The organism is Paraburkholderia nodosa DSM 21604 (assembly GCF_000519185.1).
GTDB classification, from domain to species: domain Bacteria; phylum Pseudomonadota; class Gammaproteobacteria; order Burkholderiales; family Burkholderiaceae; genus Paraburkholderia; species Paraburkholderia nodosa.
In genome coordinates this window covers 15,542-31,329 of record NZ_JAFA01000022.1, presented here as the reverse complement: position 1 = coordinate 31,329, position 15,788 = coordinate 15,542, and the positions used below count along the sequence as shown (strand labels likewise).

The 15,788-nt window shown below is 58.7% G+C and carries 16 protein-coding genes; 14 read left to right on the top strand and 2 right to left on the bottom strand.

What is annotated here, in order from left to right:
* The first annotated feature begins 36 nt into the window (after positions 1-36).
* Positions 37-1,890 (top strand): cytochrome c biogenesis protein DipZ, encoded by a 1,854-nt coding sequence (locus tag A3CW_RS0127490; RefSeq protein ID WP_028206426.1) that lies wholly within the window; start codon positions 37-39, stop codon positions 1,888-1,890.
* A gap of 56 nt (positions 1,891-1,946) precedes the next feature.
* Positions 1,947-2,696 carry a peptide-methionine (S)-S-oxide reductase MsrA gene (gene msrA, locus A3CW_RS0127485; protein ID WP_035514173.1) on the top strand — a complete coding sequence of 250 codons (750 nt, stop codon included), beginning with the start codon at positions 1,947-1,949 and terminating at the stop codon, positions 2,694-2,696.
* Positions 2,697-3,196: 500 nt separating this feature from the next.
* Here msrA and A3CW_RS0127480 read toward each other — a convergent pair whose 3' ends face one another.
* Complete coding sequence (locus A3CW_RS0127480) at positions 3,197-4,183, bottom strand: zinc-dependent alcohol dehydrogenase family protein (RefSeq protein WP_028206424.1); 987 nt, start codon at positions 4,181-4,183, stop codon at positions 3,197-3,199.
* A 100-nt stretch (positions 4,184-4,283) separates the two neighbouring features.
* Between A3CW_RS0127480 and A3CW_RS0127475 the strand changes: the two genes are divergently transcribed.
* On the top strand, positions 4,284-5,153 hold the full coding sequence (locus tag A3CW_RS0127475) for a LysR family transcriptional regulator (protein ID WP_028206423.1): 870 nt from the start codon (positions 4,284-4,286) through the stop codon (positions 5,151-5,153).
* A gap of 160 nt (positions 5,154-5,313) precedes the next feature.
* Positions 5,314-5,457: a hypothetical protein gene (locus A3CW_RS51265; RefSeq protein ID WP_245623757.1), complete on the top strand. Its 144-nt coding sequence runs from the start codon at positions 5,314-5,316 to the stop codon at positions 5,455-5,457.
* A gap of 343 nt (positions 5,458-5,800) precedes the next feature.
* Here A3CW_RS51265 and A3CW_RS0127465 read toward each other — a convergent pair whose 3' ends face one another.
* Positions 5,801-7,207, bottom strand: coding sequence for an IS1182 family transposase (locus tag A3CW_RS0127465; RefSeq protein ID WP_028206422.1), 1,407 nt, complete (start codon positions 7,205-7,207; stop codon positions 5,801-5,803).
* 162 nt (positions 7,208-7,369) lie between these two features.
* Between A3CW_RS0127465 and A3CW_RS0127460 the strand changes: the two genes are divergently transcribed.
* From A3CW_RS0127460 to A3CW_RS0127420, 10 genes are all read left to right on the top strand, one after another.
* Positions 7,370-7,744 carry a hypothetical protein gene (locus tag A3CW_RS0127460; protein ID WP_028206421.1) on the top strand — a complete coding sequence of 125 codons (375 nt, stop codon included), beginning with the start codon at positions 7,370-7,372 and terminating at the stop codon, positions 7,742-7,744.
* Positions 7,745-8,022: 278 nt separating this feature from the next.
* A complete protein-coding gene (locus tag A3CW_RS0127455) occupies positions 8,023-8,280 on the top strand; it encodes a hypothetical protein (protein WP_154678050.1) in 258 nt (85 codons plus the stop codon).
* A gap of 187 nt (positions 8,281-8,467) precedes the next feature.
* A complete protein-coding gene (locus A3CW_RS47805; protein ID WP_051481753.1) occupies positions 8,468-8,764 on the top strand; it encodes a YrhB domain-containing protein in 297 nt (98 codons plus the stop codon).
* A gap of 384 nt (positions 8,765-9,148) precedes the next feature.
* Positions 9,149-9,712: a DUF6630 family protein gene (locus A3CW_RS0127445; protein WP_051481752.1), complete on the top strand. Its 564-nt coding sequence runs from the start codon at positions 9,149-9,151 to the stop codon at positions 9,710-9,712.
* Positions 9,713-9,920: 208 nt separating this feature from the next.
* Positions 9,921-10,460, top strand: coding sequence for a hypothetical protein (locus A3CW_RS0127440; protein WP_035514131.1), 540 nt, complete (start codon positions 9,921-9,923; stop codon positions 10,458-10,460).
* Positions 10,461-10,673: 213 nt separating this feature from the next.
* Positions 10,674-11,048, top strand: coding sequence for a hypothetical protein (locus A3CW_RS0127435; RefSeq protein ID WP_028206417.1), 375 nt, complete (start codon positions 10,674-10,676; stop codon positions 11,046-11,048).
* 220 nt (positions 11,049-11,268) lie between these two features.
* A complete protein-coding gene (locus tag A3CW_RS0127430) occupies positions 11,269-11,886 on the top strand; it encodes a HEAT repeat domain-containing protein (protein WP_028206416.1) in 618 nt (205 codons plus the stop codon).
* 1,273 nt (positions 11,887-13,159) lie between these two features.
* On the top strand, positions 13,160-13,843 hold the full coding sequence (locus tag A3CW_RS54585; RefSeq protein ID WP_407669772.1) for a TauD/TfdA dioxygenase family protein: 684 nt from the start codon (positions 13,160-13,162) through the stop codon (positions 13,841-13,843).
* Positions 13,836-14,780, top strand: a complete 945-nt coding sequence (locus tag A3CW_RS0127425) for a hypothetical protein (protein ID WP_028206415.1) — start codon at positions 13,836-13,838, stop codon at positions 14,778-14,780. Before A3CW_RS54585 ends, A3CW_RS0127425 begins: the two co-directional genes overlap by 8 nt.
* A gap of 321 nt (positions 14,781-15,101) precedes the next feature.
* The gene (locus A3CW_RS0127420; RefSeq protein WP_028206414.1) at positions 15,102-15,728 is read left to right on the top strand and encodes a tyrosine-type recombinase/integrase; all 627 of its coding nucleotides are present in this window, start codon (positions 15,102-15,104) and stop codon (positions 15,726-15,728) included.
* The last annotated feature ends 60 nt before the right edge of the window (positions 15,729-15,788 follow it).

The following is a 15,788-nucleotide window of genomic DNA, read 5'->3' as shown; positions in this document are numbered from 1 at the left end:
CACCTCAAACGCGAATTGCCCTTGCCCGAGACCATCATGCTACTCATCGTCCTGGCGTATCTCGGCGGCGTACTCACCATCCTGAGTCCCTGCATCCTGCCGGTGCTGCCCTTCGTCTTCGCGCGCGCAGATCAGCCCTTCATCCGCTCCGGCTTGCCGCTGCTCGGCGGCATGGCTGCCACCTTCGCGGCTGTTGCCACCCTCGCGGCCGTCGGCGGCGGCTGGGCCGCACAGGCCAACCAGTATGGTCGCTGGCTCGCGATCGTACTGCTCGCTGTGTTCGGCCTCACGCTCCTGATGCCACGTGTCGCCGAGCGCATGATGCAGCCTCTGGTGCGCGCCGGCAACCGGCTGTCCAACGCGGCGCAGCACGACGGCGCGCCGGGAATCGGCTCATCGTTCCTGCTCGGCATTGCCACGGGACTACTGTGGGCGCCTTGCGCCGGCCCGATTCTCGGCCTCGTCCTGACCGGCGCGGCGCTGCAGGGCGCCAGCATCGGCACGACGCTGCTGTTGCTGGCCTATGCGGCGGGGGCGGCGACTTCGCTTGCCGTCGCGCTGCTGCTGGGCGGTCGCGTCTTCGCGGCGATGAAGCGCTCGCTGGGCGCGGGCGAATGGATCCGGCGCGGCATTGGCGTGGCGATGCTTGCCGGTGTCGCCGCCGTTGCGCTGGGGCTGGACACGGGCGTCCTCACACGCGTTTCAACGGTGGCGACGGGCGGTCTGGAGCAGCATCTCGTCGATACGTTCGCACCCTCCCGCCACGGAGCCATGGTGACGACCGGCTCCGCCAATCCCGCGAAATTCGCGAACGAGCCCGAAAACAACACGGATGCCGCGAGCACGATGTCGGCGAATAGCAGCGCCATGATGCGCACCTCCGACGCAATGCGGGCGGCGTCAACACCCACGCTGCCGGTGCTCGGTCAGTTGCCGACGCTCGCGGGCGCCGTGCAATGGCTGAACTCGCCGCCACTCACGGCTCAATCGCTGCGCGGCGAGGTCGTGATCGTCGACTTCTGGACGTATTCGTGCATCAACTGCCTGCGCTCACTCCCCTACGTCAAGGCGTGGGCCAGCAAATACCGGGACAAGGGGCTCGTCGTGATTGGCGTGCATGCGCCCGAGTTCGCTTTCGAACGCAACATCGACAATGTGCGCAAGGCCGTCCACGATCTCCGCGTCGACTATCCCGTCGCGATCGACAACGAATACGCGATCTGGCGCGCGTTCGACAACCAGTACTGGCCTGCCCACTATTTTGCTGATGCCAAAGGGCAGATTCGCTACGAGCATTTCGGTGAAGGCGAATATGACCGGTCCGAACGCGTTATTCAGCAACTGCTCGTGGAGGCTGGCCATCCCGAAGCTGCGAATGTCCCGCTCGGCCTGGGCGGCACGACAGAGCATGGCGTCCAACTGGAGGCCGACAACGCCGACATGCGCTCCCCCGAAACCTATATCGGCTTCGAGCGCGCCCAGGGATTCGCTTCGCCGGGCGGCGTCGCACAAGATAGTGCCCGCGACTATCGCGCGCCATTCAAGCCTGCGCTGAATCATTGGGGACTCGCCGGCGAATGGCGCGTCGGCGCCGAACACGCGACGCTGGACGGCGCGCGCGGCGAAATCGTCTACCGCTTCCATGCACGGGATCTGCATCTGGTTCTAGGGCCCGCCCCCGACGGCAAGCCGGTGCGCTTTCGCGTGACGATAGACGACAAAGCGCCGGGCCAGGCGCACGGCAGCGACGTGGCGCCGGACGGCACTGGCATGGTGACGGGACAGCGTCTCTATCAACTCGTACGGCAGCCCGGCGACGTGGCCGATCACACCTTCGCCATTCAGTTTCTCGATCCGGGCGTACAGGCCTTCGCATTTACTTTTGGTTAACCCCACGCGCCGGGCACGCTGCGCCCTGCAAGGATGACATCGTGAATCCGTTTTTCATGAAGCCAGAAACTACATCGATTCGCAAACCCGCTCTGCCAGGCAGAATCGCCCGCTTCGGCGCTCTGGCGATCGTCATGGGCGCCGTCGCGCTATGGCAGCGCACCGCGCACTCCGATGAGCGCGCGGTGTCCGTTCCAGCGCCTCTGCAGGACGAGCATGCGACCAATATCCATGCGGAAACTGCCGTCGTTGCAGGAGGCTGCTTCTGGGGCGTCCAAGGTGTGTTCGAGCATGTGCGCGGCGTCACACAGGTGGCGTCCGGTTATGCCGGCGGCACAGCCGATACGGCCGAATATGAACGGGTGAGCGAAGGCGATACCGGCCACGCGGAATCGGTGCGGATTACCTTCGATCCCACCGTGATCAGCTACGGCAAAATCCTGCAGATCTTCTTCTCGGTCGCGCACAATCCGACTGAACTCGACTATCAGGGTCCCGACCACGGCACGCAGTACCGTTCAGCGGTGTTTCCGATGAACCCGCAACAGCGCAACGTGGCGCAGGCCTATATCGCGCAGTTGCAGGGCGCTCATGTGTTCGCGGGGCCGATTGTGACGCGCGTCGAGACCTTCAAGGGCTTCTACCCTGCTGAGAACTACCATCAGAACTATCTCGCCCTACATCCCGATTATCCCTATATCGCGATCAACGACATGCCGAAGGTTGAGGCACTGAAAAGCTTTTTCCCTGCGCTGTATCGGACTCAGCCTGTCCTGTTTCAGCCCACAGTCAGTATCAAACAGTAGTCGTCCTGTGAAATTGATCGATTCTGGCGTGTCGCCAGGCTGAACGCTGCCGAACTCTGCAGGTCCGGGCAGGACTTCAGGTTACTCGCGCAAACAGGCCACGACCGGGCCCCCGTTAATGTGGTGACAGCTAATACTGCGTACGTAAGATGGTCCGCTGCGCTACCCGTCTCCTCCGGGGCGACGGGCTGCCCCTCGGCAACAGCAAAGGCTGCTCTATTCTGACGACGGTCATCCAGGTTGGAGCGACTGAAGACCCGTTTCGGGTCGCTTTGTGCCCTCTGCATGAGAGGCGGCACCCGAGGTAATCGAGGCGCTCGGTCGTCGCTTGGCGACCAGTTATAGCCGTTCGCTCGAGCGCTGACATGGACACTCGAACGTCAAGTTCAATCGGATAGCGGCCCTTTTGTGCTGCACAGATTGAAGGCCGCCTGCACTCATCGGCAACTTCAATGCTGCCGGGCATCGGCGGCGAGCAAGGCTCCTTCGCCAATTGCATCTCACGCGACGTCCACCACGATTTTTCCGCGTGCGGTGGCGTCCGTTATGGCATCGTAAGCGAGTTCCGCGGATTCCAGATCGAACCGGCGAGGATCGAGATTCGGTGCGAGCGTGCCGGCTTCCGCCAGCCGCGTGGCTTCGCGCAGCATCGCTCCGTGGTGCGCGCGATGCGCGCCCGTTAGAAGCGGATAGAGGGTGAACACCCCTGAGTATGTCGCTTCGCGAAACGACAGCGGAGCGAGCGCATGCGTACCCCAACCCAGTGCGCTGACCACGTGACCGAAATGCTTGACCGCAATGAGCGAAGCATCGAGCGATGGGCCGCCCACGGTGTCGACCACCAGGTCGAAGCCTGCGCCTCGCGTCAAGGATGCGACGTATTGCTCGACAGACTGCGCGCGGTAATCGATCGGAGTAGCGCCCAGGCGCGCGACCAGATCGTGGTCGCGCGAACTCGCAGTCGCGAAAACCTGGGCGCCGAGCGCACGCGCCAGCTGTACCGAGATGTGCCCGACACCGCCTGCGCCTCCCTGAACCAGCACGGTTTGCCCTGCTTGCAAATGGGCCCGGTCGACAATACCGGAATACGACGTGATAAACGCGAGGGGGAGTGCCGCGGCTTCGCGCATCGAGAGATTGGCCGGCTTGATCGCGAGCAGGTCGGCGTCGACTGCTGCATATTGGGCCAGCGAGCCCTGAATCCCGCCGACGCCGCCCGTCATCCCGTACACCTCGTCGCCGACCTTGAACGCGGAGACGCCGGGGCCAACGGCATCGACTACGCCGGCCATATCGATGCCCAACACCAGCGGCAGCGGATGCTTTGCATGCGCTGCGCTTCCGGCGCGTATCTTGGTGTCGAGCGGATTGAGGCCGCTTGCCGCAATGCGCACCCGCACCTGGCCATGCGCAGGCTGAGGCATCGAAATTTCCGTCAATTCGAGCGGGCCATTGTAGCGATTGAGGACGAGCGCCTGCATGTTCATGATCATCTCCTTTCCAGTGGAACTAACTAGTTGATGGGTTCATAATCGGCCATGCTAAAAGACATGTAAATCAACGTTATTGCACGAAATCCAAACAAAAATGAATGAGATCGGACTGGAATGGAGCGACGTCCGGATTTTTTTGGCGATTGCCCGTTGCGGCACGCTGGGGGCGGCTGCGAAGCGCGTTGGACAGACCCAGCCGACCATGGGCCGCAGGTTGCGCGCGCTGGAGGAAACTCTCGGACACACGCTGTTTCAGCGCACCAGCGATGGTTTCGTCCTGACGGATGAAGGCGCGGCCGCGCTGGCCTATGCCGAGAGAATGGAGGAGGAGGCGCTTGGCTTCACGCGCGCCCTGACCGGCAAGGAGACGCAGCTGACCGGGTTGCTGCGGGTCACGTCGTCGGACTGGTTCGGCATACACGTACTTACGCCAGTGTTCGCGCGCTTTCTGGCGAAACACCCGGCTATCTCGCTGGAGCTTGTCACCGATTCGCGCCTCTACAATCTCGCGCGGCGCGAAGCGGATCTGGCGTTCCGGATCACGCCCTTTGACGAACCTGACGTCATCCAGCGCAAATTAATGCACCTTGACTACGCGTTGTATGGACATGTCGATCTGGTCCCGCCGCCGCGCGGGCAGGGGGATGGCATCAGGCTGATCAGCATGGACAGCGCGTTCGGCTCGCTGCCCGACGTCGAGTGGGTCAAGCGCATGCTGCCCAAGGCGAAGATCATGTTCGGCAGCAACAATCGTGGCGTCCAGGCGCGCATGTGTGCTGAAGGAGGTGGCTTCGCCGTGCTGCCTTGCCCGCTTGGCGATGCGACGCCGGGACTTGGTCGGATCGATCTGGGCGAAGCGCCGCCGGGACGCGATGTCTGGCTTGGCTACCACCGTGATCTGCGCCGCGTCGCGCGACTGCGCGCCCTTCTGGATGCGACCATCGAGGCGCTAGCGAGCGTTTGAGTGAGCGTTTGAGGACCCCGCGGCCTCCCCACGCTGCAACTAGCCACATCACCTCGCTGTTTGGCCACGTTACGGCGATTGCGCCGCACGAAGCGCCGACAGATCGAAGAAGAAGTTCCGGTTGTCGGCCATGCGTAGGGTTCGTCGCAAAGCCGTGCAAATGAAGCACGACCACCCCGGGGATTCGAAGAAGCTCGCGGCCGCGATGATCAGTCTCGTCGATGCGCACCCTCCGCCATTGTGCATTCCGCTCGGTACTGACACGCTGGCCGCAATCGCTGCGAAAAATGCCTATGTGACGTAGAAAACGAAGGCATGGAGGAGTTGTCGGCATCGACTGACTTCGCTGCCTGAGCGAAGGAGAGCGGTGGCTCGGCCTTCGCAGAGCCGCTGTCCGCGTGAATGGCCGTCGTAGCGCGGAAGTCGTCGTTTGGTACACGGCGGTGCGAAGGGCCACAGTCGCTTTATGCCATTTGCATCGCACGCGTGCCCGAGACGATCATCGCGTTCGGTCATCGGGCGCTGAACGGCCGATTCTGTTGAAAAACTCGTCTTTGACCTGAATTTTTGGTGGCTCGAGTTCGCAACGCTCGAGCGCGGGAGTTGCAACGGAGCTTTCGGGAGAGGATCGGTCGCCCCGATGCCCCTCAAGCGTTCATACTCGCCGCGTTCTGACTCATTGGCGTCAACCACTTCGCCATTCGCCGTAGATTCTGCGCTGTTGCGGCCAACAGAAATTCGTCGTGCGCACCGCTGGGTCCGCGCAATCGCAATCGATCAAGCTTCAAGATTCGCTTCAAGTGCGCGAACAGCATTTCTATCTTCTTCCGCTGTCGGCGCGAGTGCCGATATGCAAGGGTATCGCCAATGGACCTCGCTACATCTCGCGACTCCTCATGCACGCTGCGCGCGATTTTGCGCATCGGCGTGTTTGGGCAGCACAACTGCTTCATCGAGCACGAAGCACAGGCCGGTTGACTTGATCGATAGATGATCGTGTTGGCCTTTGTGATATGTGAGCGCGGATCTTTGAACTGTCGCCGGTCACTTCGCAGAGCTTGACCTTGCGGACATCGATACTCGTTCGCTTGCTCGTTCCATTGGAATTCGCTGTTGGGAATGGTCCCATCGTTGCGAGCGTAGCGTTCCCAGACCGGAACATGTGGCTCGATGGCCTTCTCCTTCACCATCCAGCCAAGCATCGCTCCCGTTCCATATGCGGTATCGCCCACCAGACGCTTTGGCTTGAGCGCGAAGCGCTGTTCGACCCGATTCACCATCGTCTTGGTGGACTCCACTTCCTGCGACCGATGTGCGGGCGTGGCTTCGACATCGACAATGATTCCTGCATGCAGGTCGATCAAGTAGTTCGTTGAGTAAGCGAAGAACGCCGGACCGCCTGGAGCGGCAGTGTAGCGTGCAGCGGGATCGGTCAGCGATATACGCTTCGGTGGCGTAGCCGAATCTGCGTCTTCAGGTGAAACTGGATTGGCTTCCTCCAACGCATCGAGATACTCGCGAACCGCACGGCTCGGTCCGTCGCCTTTGCGCCAGTCAATGACTTCTTCTCCGGACACGCCACGTGCGCGGTTCGCATCGGCTTTAACCACGCTGGCGTCCACGGCGAATCCTTCGCCTTCAACCAGTCCTTCGCACATGCAGCGACGTAAAACGGATTCAAAGACGTGCCGCAAAGCGTCGCTGTCGCGGAAGCGCCCATGCCGGTTCTTGGAGAACGTCGAGTGATTTGGCACTGAGTCTTCAAGTCCGAGCCGACAGAACCAGCGATATGCGAGGTTGAGATGAACCTCTTCGCAAAGACGACGCTCCGAACGGATACCGAAGCAGTAACCTACGATTAGCATGCGTATCATGAGCTGGGGATCTACGGAAGGACGCCCCGTATGACTGTAGTGAGGCGCCAAATGCTCGCGTAAGCCGTGGAGCTCAAAGTACCGATCAATGCCGCGCAACAGATGCGTTTGCGGGACGTGATCGTCAAGGTTGAAGGAGTAGAAGAGTTTGTCTTGCCCGCCACCTTGACGACCCATCATAGCGATGCGCTCCTATCACTCGATGAATCAAGGATAGGCAACCCGCCCGAATTCTGCGGTGTTTTTCAACAGAATCGGCCATCAGCAGACACTCGATCCAATTGGCCAGATCGTTGACAATACGGTATTGAACACTAACAGCAATGTCTGGAGAAAATATCTATGGGCTACGACGTTCACATCACCCGTAAGGCAAATTGGTTCGATGATGGCGGATCCGGGATCAATATTGACGAGTGGAAGGCTGTCGTTCTGTCCGACCCAGATATGCGTCTCGATGGATATGCGAGTGCGATTGTTGGCGGCGGTAGAGCCCTACGGGTAGATAGCGACGGGTTGTCCGTCTGGACTGCCTACGAAGGAAACGGTGTAGGTGGAAACATGGCGTGGTTTGATTTTCGGCAAGGCAATATAGTCGTCAAGAACCCCGACGGTGCGATTCTCGGCAAGATGTGGCAGTTGGCACAGCGGCTTAAAGCGAAGGTGCAAGGCGACGAGTGCGAAGTTTACGGCGAAGATGGCAGCGTTATAGGGTAGCTGACTGGTATGGATTTTACCTTTCGTCCTAAATGGAAAGAAGAACTGGTTTGCGTCTGCCACCTTGGTGAATTCATTCTTGAGATGCCGATGGGAATTCCCTCCGTCTACCTTCCCACACAGGCAGTTTGGCGAAATCTAGCCCCGATGTGGGCACACCCATATTGGAGTTCGGTTCACGTCCAGTTGAGGGATTGGTGTGCGTGCCATGGCTTTTCACTGCACGTGGATGATTCGGCGAATATTTTCTCGAAATGACGTTCGCTTTGTGGATTTTGATGAAGAACGCCGAATTGCTGCTTAAGATCGACAAGGCCTTGTCAGCCATCGAACCCATGCTGACTTCAACGTGGCCGAACGTTCAGAGCATTCACCGCCAACTGGTATGGTGCCGCGCTCAAATCGCCGGTGAGCCGTCGGAGCCTAAACAGGGACCGCTCACGATGGGGCTGATTGCGACCCGGGAATTTGACATGTGGGGAGACAAGCCAGAGCTTGCAGCCCTGATCAACCAAATACAACGCGTCGTCGAGTGAGGTGAATGACTGCTTTGGGCGCTCGCGACGGACCGCTTGGGGTCGGTTATGCCAGTTGCATGATGGCGTGGGCCGTGGGCGAGCGGCGTGCCTGGTCGTGGGGCGCAGTGCGGCCACAAGCCGCCACTCGACTTCAGTATCTGAATTGGTGACAATCGGTTCGTACATACAACCACACTAACGTCCAATGGAACTGACAGCCGAGCAAGCAAAGGAAGTTGCCCAACGTGCCATCACCAAGGCAGGTTGGGAAGGCTGTGACGCGGTTGTTGTCGACGAATACACCCAAGAGTTTGACGTCGGCTGGGTTTTCTACTACCAATCAGCTCGTTTTCTCGAAACGGGAGAATTTGGATTCTCGCTGGTCGGAAACGCTCCCATCTTTGTTAGTCGCGCGGGTGGCTATTCCGCCTTCATCAGCTACCTCAGACCCATTGTCGAATCCATCGAAGCCTTCCGCATCTGCGGAAATGCAAACGCGTAGTCGACAATGGCAAATTCGGCACGAATTCTTGAGTGCCCGCTTTGGGTGCGAGTGAAGGGCTGCTTGGGGTCGCTTTATGCGTTTTGCATGAGTCGCGTCCAAGACGATCATCGTGCTCGGTCGCGGGGCGCAGTGCGGCCGCTTGCGGACATTCGACACCAGGGTGCTAGATCGTTCACAATCTGACACGAAATCCGGCCGTGAAGAACCCATCAAGGAACGGGCAATCACCATTCGCCTCCCCGTGGGTCACTCTATGCGTCGAGGAGACTCAACTCCTCCTCGAAATTGCCGATATGCAATATGGAGCCAAAGCGTATGTTTCGAATTTTCGGTCGGTGGTTCAGGCGCAGTAGTGTAGAACGTTCGCAAGTAACTCCAGCAGTGCCCGAACCCAAGCTCTCCGACGCAGAAATTCTGCGTGATCACTTCTCACCGTCGCAACACGCTGTGTCGGCGCTTATGGATCTCGTGCAGCTTATCTCGACGCCACTTGAGGCCGCCACGCGGGAACGAGTCGTCGCCTGTGTGCGCGATGCAGAGCCGGGCGAGGACGCATCCACTATGCTGGACTGGGCACTCACGCGTCACTTCGGCGAAACAGAAACAATCGATCCCTCCGACTGGTGTCTATGCATATCCGTTGACTGGCGCGCATCTGACGAGATCGAGTGGCAGGCGAATCGGTTGCTGCATACGCTTGGCATTGCGGATCGATGGACTTGCCCTAGTGGCAACCTGACAGTCCCTGATGCATTGCTCGCCTTCGGCGCGTGGTTGGCTCAAAAGGGCTACACACTGCTGCACCTAGACACAGGATCGGATGGGTACATAGCTTTCGTGATCAGGCGAGACGACCTCGATGAGGCGCTGAGACTCGCGACGACTGCAGGTGCCGTCGTTGAGACCGGCGATATGTTCAGAGCTTCTACACTTGGTCGCGCGTAGCACCCAACACAAAGGACTGCGTCAGCAATTTGTGTATCCAAGTTTCTCGCGTCGGGCGGGTACTTCGCGTAGATCCGTGCCTTGATGGACTGACGCCGAAGCCGTCATCGGACGAAGCCGGCCAGGAGCAGTCGCTCGACGTCGGGGCTGGATTCGCTGACAATCGCCCCGCGACGGCGACCCGCTGATCGGCAAACGAGAACGGAAGATGCAAATAGACACGCAATATGGTTCGCTCAGAATTGTGAATGAGGCGACATACTCATTCGGGTCACAAGACAATGTGCGTGCGTACCCGCTCGAAGCACGTCTTACAAACGACTCGCTTACGTCGATCCATGGTGTCGAGCTAAACAGCCGCGGCATTATGGTCGTTGGTGCCGGTGGCGGATGCTCTGCAGTGCATGAGCGTTCGGCTTTGGTGATTCATGACAAGCTTTACTTGGCTGTCGGTGATCATCTAGCGTGCCTGTCGTTGGAGTTTCCATATCGGATAATCTGGTCAACTCGTGTCGATACCGCGACGTGCTTTGGTGTCTACTGGGACAGCGAGCGGGCTGCGCTCATTTCGCATGGAGAACTGGAGATTGCACGCCTCTCACTGCATGGCGATCTGGTCTGGCAGGCATCCGGCGCCGACATATTTTCCGAAGGCTTTCGCTTGCTACCCGACTATATCGAGGCGGTAGATTTCAATCAGACCATCTATCGATTTGACTACGTGACCGGCGAAGCGATTTTTCGCTAGCGCTTCGGACGGCTCAACGGCCGCTTTTGGGAAGATCTAACGTCCGTTTCGGGTCGGTTATGCCTGTTGCATGAGACGTGGGCCCCGGGGGCGAGGGGCGTGCCAGGTCGTGGGACGCAGCGGCCAGGAGCGGCCGTTCGACAGACGAGCGTGGATCGCCGACAATTGCCCCGCCTTCCTTAATCGACCAATTGCCCCGTCGGAGTGCCCAATATGAGCTGGGACGTCTCGCTGTACAAATTCTCTCAGCGTTATCGCCATATCCAAGAGATTTCCGGTGACGAGCAGCCACATCAACTAGGGACTCGTTCCGAAGTTCAAGCGGCTGTGTCGGATACTTTTCCGGGCACGAACTGGAATGATCCTGCCTACGGCATTTATGACGGCGAGTTCGGTTCGATCGAATTTAACGTCGGGAAAGACGACTCAGTGCGAAGTCTGGCACTTCACGTACGGGCGAGCACAGTCATCGTTGGCGGAATCCTCCAGCTCTGCGAACGCCTTGGCTGTCAGGCTATCGACCTTTCGGACAGCAGCTTGCTCGATCAGTCTGAGCACCCTGCCGCCGGCTTAGAGAAATGGCGCTAGTATCGCGACCAAGTCATTCGAGAATCTCGAGGCTAAGGACTGTGGTGGGCTGTCCTCGCGTCGTGGAACGTCGGGATGGCATCATCGGTCAGGCTACGTCCAGTATCGGTCACTCGGACCACGCGCGTAGTCGTCGAAAATTTGGCGGGTTCGGAGTCGGCCATGTTCGTTCAGTCGACCGCTTACGTAGATTTACGATTCTTTTTCATGGGGTGAGCTGATGCGGCAGGAGCTGGTCGAGCTAATACAACGGATGACACGTCGCAACGACGTGACCAGCTCGGACAATTCAACCTCCTGGCAGGCGCATCGTGAAGCAGAACTGCTTGCCGACGAGACGTTGGTTGATGAACTCATTGCATACCTGGATGAGAAGCCAACAAAGGACCACCGGTCAGCGGCTTACTTCATCATCGGCAAGATTGGAAAAAACTGCGTCAGCGAAGAGTGCGCGCTGCACCTGATCGAATACACGTCAAAAGAGACGGATAAATATGCACTGGCAATTCTCCTCGAACAGCTTGCTGATATCCCGAAGCCAGAAAGCGTCGATGTCAGGGCGTTGTTTCCCCTTCTTAAGGACGAGCGCTGGCTTGTGAGACGCGCGGCAATACAGTCTCTAAAACGCTGCCAGAGAGCGGAGGCTGAAGACAAGTTGCTGGAGATTCTCACAACTACCGCAGATCCTATTGACGCTATTTACTGTCAGGCCACGCTTAATCAGATTGGTACGCGCAAGTCTTTGCCGGCTCTTGCTCGAAGCCTGAAGTCTCGAAAACGCGATGTGAAAGCTTCAGCCTACGCGGCGATAGAAGCCATTAAGGCACGTGACTGCTAGCCCGCCAAGAACATTGCCGAGGGAACCACGTGAGGCCGACGCTAGTGCTCAACGTCCGTTTCGCGGCGATGCGACCGTCTCTTCATGGTCGTATGCCGCTTGCATGAAAGGCCGCGCCCGCGGCGAGCGCCACCCTTGGTCGTCGGGCACTAGCCAGCCAGAAGCGGTCGTTCGACATACCGACGCGAAGAGTCGACAATTGAGTTTGATATGACGACGCAGGGGTTTACATCCGGCCAACAGCGCAACCGGCCATCACAGGTTCCGGCTGTGGATTTCCTGTGCCCATGGAATGATTCTGCGCAGCCCGAGTGTAATGACCAACATTAGAGATACGGACAGTGTGGACTGAAAGAGCCGATTCGAAAGGTGCGCGCTGCTTCCAAGCCGCTGTCACGTGCCTGATCGCTGCGGCGTGGACCTATGGAGCGGTGAACGCCTATCTGACATCGCGAGCGTTCGAGAATGACTCGGCAGTTGTCGAGGGCCGCGTCCTACGGTTGGAGCCAGGCTCAAACGGTAATCTGAGTCCTCTCGTCGAGTATTCATACGGCGGCCGACAGTACGAACGACTAATCCGAGACAAGGACGGTCGCTACAATCGCGACGCGTTGTTGAGCCTCAAGCTGCAAGTCCGACTAGTAAAATCATCACCAGCCACCGCAATCGTCACTCGTTGGGAACGCCCTCCGATGGTTTGGCCATTGGCGCTGGGAGCCTTCATTTTATTAAATGTCGCTTTAGGGCTGACCGTAGCCATATGGCGGCTGGGGCAGTTAAGCCCGACGACATGCAAGTGACACTCGCCATAGCCACACACGTTGAACGGCCGCCTTGGGGAAGTGCGAAGGACCGCTCCGGGTCGACTACGGAAGTTCGGAGCGGCGGTAGGATGAACGAGCAGCGTTGGGCGACGAACTTCCGAGTGCGGCCACAACCCGCCGTTCACATGCATCGTCGATCGGACGTTCAGGAGTCGGCTTTGCCTCGTAACCGGCCGTCCGATTGTCAAAGACGAATGCTCCTTCATCGATAGCAGACGCTCGGATGTCGCCGCTCGTAGTGCCGCTTTCAGGTCGCTCTTCAGCCATCCACTGCGGCGTGACCACGAATGTCAGCTCTCACTGCGATGGGTGCATACTCTCGACCCGCTTCTGCCGGTCGAGCCATAGCAGTTCCAAGGGCAGACAGCCTTGATGAATCGAGTTGCAGGTACTCGGGTCTGAAGCAAGGCGACATACAATGATCGCTTCCCTGTTTCTCGCCAATTATCGTGACCGCTCTCCGCGCCGCAGACAAGAGAATCCTTGCCGAGCAAGGATGGCTGTTCCTTAACGATCCAGCTTGGGCTGGAGACATAAACGGCGTTGCGGAACTGCTCGGGACGCCGGTCTCAGGCCCGGGGACGCCGGTCGTCCAATCGCTGCGACCGAGAACCGAGGCAGCCGCGCGGCCGAATACTACGAGTTCTCTCTACGGACGGGGTGAATTCCCGTTGCATACCGATATGGCACATTGGCCGTTACCGCCGCGCTATCTGGTTATGCGGGCATCGGTGGTCGCGGGGTCGGTGCCCACCTTGCTAGTTGATAGTCGCAAGCTGGAACTTGACGCAACTACGCGCGACGAGTGGGCACGCGCGCTGTGGCGGGTTTCCCGTGTACGTGAGCCTTATCTTTGCTCAATGTTCTTCCAGCACGGCCGCAAGTCCGGCATACGTTGGGACGTTTGCACCATGTCGCCGCGGGGCCAACTTGCCCTTAAAGTTGCTGCAGAGGCGGAAGCAAGTCTTGGCAGCCTGCTGGCGCAACAGCCTATTACGATAAACTGGCGTTCGACTGACGAAATATTGATCTTGGACAACTGGCGAGTGCTGCACGCGAGGCCGGCAGTCAGCCCGTCAGCGAGCGACAGAACAATTCAACGAGTAATGGTGGGGGCATCGAACTATGAGTAATGCAAATCCGCAGTCGCTTTGGACGCACGATCTATTGTGGAGTAAAGCACGCGCGTATGTAGACAAGGCTCTTGAAGCGCCACGGGAAGACGACCTGTTTCCTTTCTGGGCATCGCTCGCCCTAGAGTTTTTGGGTCGGTCGGCCCTTGCGTATGTCCATCCTGCACTTCTGGCTGAAGCCTCTGACCCGGACGGTCGGAACCTGCTTTACGCATTCGGTCTTGAACCCAAAGTGAAAAACTTTGTCCCGAAATCGATACCGACATCAGAAGTGCTGTTGCGGTGCGAACAGATCGTCCCGAACTTCACCAAAGACCTCGAATCGTTTTGCAAAGGCTTGGCCAATAAGCGAAATGAGGAGTTGCATAGCGGCGGATTACCCTTTTCAAAACTTGCCAATCACACCTGGCTCCCCCGCTTCTATGAAGCAGCGAACGCGTTGTTAGCTTTCCAGAAAAAGAAACTCGAAGATTTTGTAGGCAAAGATGAAGCAAACGCAGCAGCGAAGATGCTCGCAGCGGTTGTCGACGAAGCGGCAAAGAATGTGCAAAAGCTGGTCAATGCACACATGGAAGTCTGGAAAAACAAAGACCAGAGCGAAAAAGATGAGCTGGCAAAAGCCGCGAAGATTGCCGCTAATCCCGCTTTTGGCCACGTGATCGACTGCCCATCCTGCGGTTCAAAGGCGCTTCTGATGGGAGAGGAAATCCGACAGCAGCCGCCCGTGCTGGAAAACGATGAAATGGTAGTCAGGAGTTTGATGTTGCCAACTGAGCTCGTCTGTAAAGCGTGCGCGCTCACAGTCAAGGGCCACAACCAATTATATGCTGCGGGCTTTGGCAGCCAGTTTACAAAAACCCTCACTTACGACCCCGTCGATTACTACGCCGAAGAACCAGACGATGAAGACCGCTACGAGGAGTTCAATAACGAGTAGCCGAGCGTTCAGGGACGTACAGTAAGGCCAAAAGCTGACTCGATGGCGAACTGAAGCGTAGCCCTCGGCGAAGTAGCAGCACGCTGCGAGTCATATTGAAGTGCCCTGTTCCACTGCGCTTCGCAGCAAGGCAGCCCCAAAAAGAGAAGCAAACACGCCCATGGACGCGCCGACCGACACGACTGCGCGAACGGCCGTTTTACCTTGGAAGCCGCCGCTAAGGGTACGCGGAATCGAAGGACGGCTGAGGGTCGGGTAGCGACCACTGCTTCCACTGCGAGACGGCACACTGGATCTCCCTTCAACCGGAAGGAGATCATCATGGAAACGCAGAATGGTCGCGCAGGCAACGGTGTGCCGTGGAACAAGGGCAAACTCACCGGCCAGAAGCCGCCGTTGAAGCTTCCGGAAATCTGGGCGATTCGCACCCGGCTCCAGATGTCTTCGAACATTCGCGAGCTGGCTATGTTCAATCTCGCAATTGATAGCAAACTTCGGGCATGCGAACTGACGCGGCTGCAAGTGCGAGATGTCTGCCAGGGCGCCCACGTCGGATCGCGGGCAATGGTAATGCAGCAAAAGACCCAACGACCGGTTCAGTTCGAGATCACGGAGCAGACTCGTCAGAGCCTTGAGGCATGGATTCGGGCGCGGGGATTGAAGTCTACCGACTATCTATTCCCAAGCCGATTGCATGCGTCGCCGCATCTGTCGACACGACAATATGCTCGAGTGGTTCATCGGTGGATTGCATCGATCGGACTCGACGATTCGGCGTACGGCACCCACACCATGCGCCGCACCAAGGCTTCGTTGATCTACCGGCGAACGAAGAACCTTCGGGCTGTGCAGCTACTGCTCGGACATGCCAAGCTGGAAAGTACAGTGCGCTACCTCGGCATTGAAGTCGACGATGCCCTCGAGATGGCGGAGCAGACCGAGGTCTGACGGCGAGATGGCCGGCGAGCGGACGCTTGCCGGCCAATAAGGGCCCTTCGTGCCGACTCT

What these genes read in the sequence shown, in the direction of transcription:
- A3CW_RS0127465 (WP_028206422.1), bottom strand. Translation starts at nt 7,207, where the DNA reads ATGATGGGTCGTCAAGGTGGCGGGCAAGACAAACTCTTCTACTCCTTC.
- A3CW_RS0127475 (WP_028206423.1), top strand. Translation starts at nt 4,284, where the DNA reads ATGAATGAGATCGGACTGGAATGGAGCGACGTCCGGATTTTTTTGGCG.
- A3CW_RS0127480 (WP_028206424.1), bottom strand. Translation starts at nt 4,183, where the DNA reads ATGAACATGCAGGCGCTCGTCCTCAATCGCTACAATGGCCCGCTCGAA.
- A3CW_RS0127460 (WP_028206421.1), top strand. Translation starts at nt 7,370, where the DNA reads ATGGGCTACGACGTTCACATCACCCGTAAGGCAAATTGGTTCGATGAT.
- A3CW_RS47805 (WP_051481753.1), top strand. Translation starts at nt 8,468, where the DNA reads ATGGAACTGACAGCCGAGCAAGCAAAGGAAGTTGCCCAACGTGCCATC.
- A3CW_RS0127490 (WP_028206426.1), top strand. Translation starts at nt 37, where the DNA reads ATGCTACTCATCGTCCTGGCGTATCTCGGCGGCGTACTCACCATCCTG.
- A3CW_RS0127440 (WP_035514131.1), top strand. Translation starts at nt 9,921, where the DNA reads ATGCAAATAGACACGCAATATGGTTCGCTCAGAATTGTGAATGAGGCG.
- A3CW_RS0127455 (WP_154678050.1), top strand. Translation starts at nt 8,023, where the DNA reads ATGAAGAACGCCGAATTGCTGCTTAAGATCGACAAGGCCTTGTCAGCC.
- msrA (WP_035514173.1), top strand. Translation starts at nt 1,947, where the DNA reads ATGAAGCCAGAAACTACATCGATTCGCAAACCCGCTCTGCCAGGCAGA.
- A3CW_RS0127430 (WP_028206416.1), top strand. Translation starts at nt 11,269, where the DNA reads ATGCGGCAGGAGCTGGTCGAGCTAATACAACGGATGACACGTCGCAAC.
- A3CW_RS0127435 (WP_028206417.1), top strand. Translation starts at nt 10,674, where the DNA reads ATGAGCTGGGACGTCTCGCTGTACAAATTCTCTCAGCGTTATCGCCAT.
- A3CW_RS0127420 (WP_028206414.1), top strand. Translation starts at nt 15,102, where the DNA reads ATGGAAACGCAGAATGGTCGCGCAGGCAACGGTGTGCCGTGGAACAAG.
- A3CW_RS51265 (WP_245623757.1), top strand. Translation starts at nt 5,314, where the DNA reads ATGAAGCACGACCACCCCGGGGATTCGAAGAAGCTCGCGGCCGCGATG.
- A3CW_RS0127425 (WP_028206415.1), top strand. Translation starts at nt 13,836, where the DNA reads ATGAGTAATGCAAATCCGCAGTCGCTTTGGACGCACGATCTATTGTGG.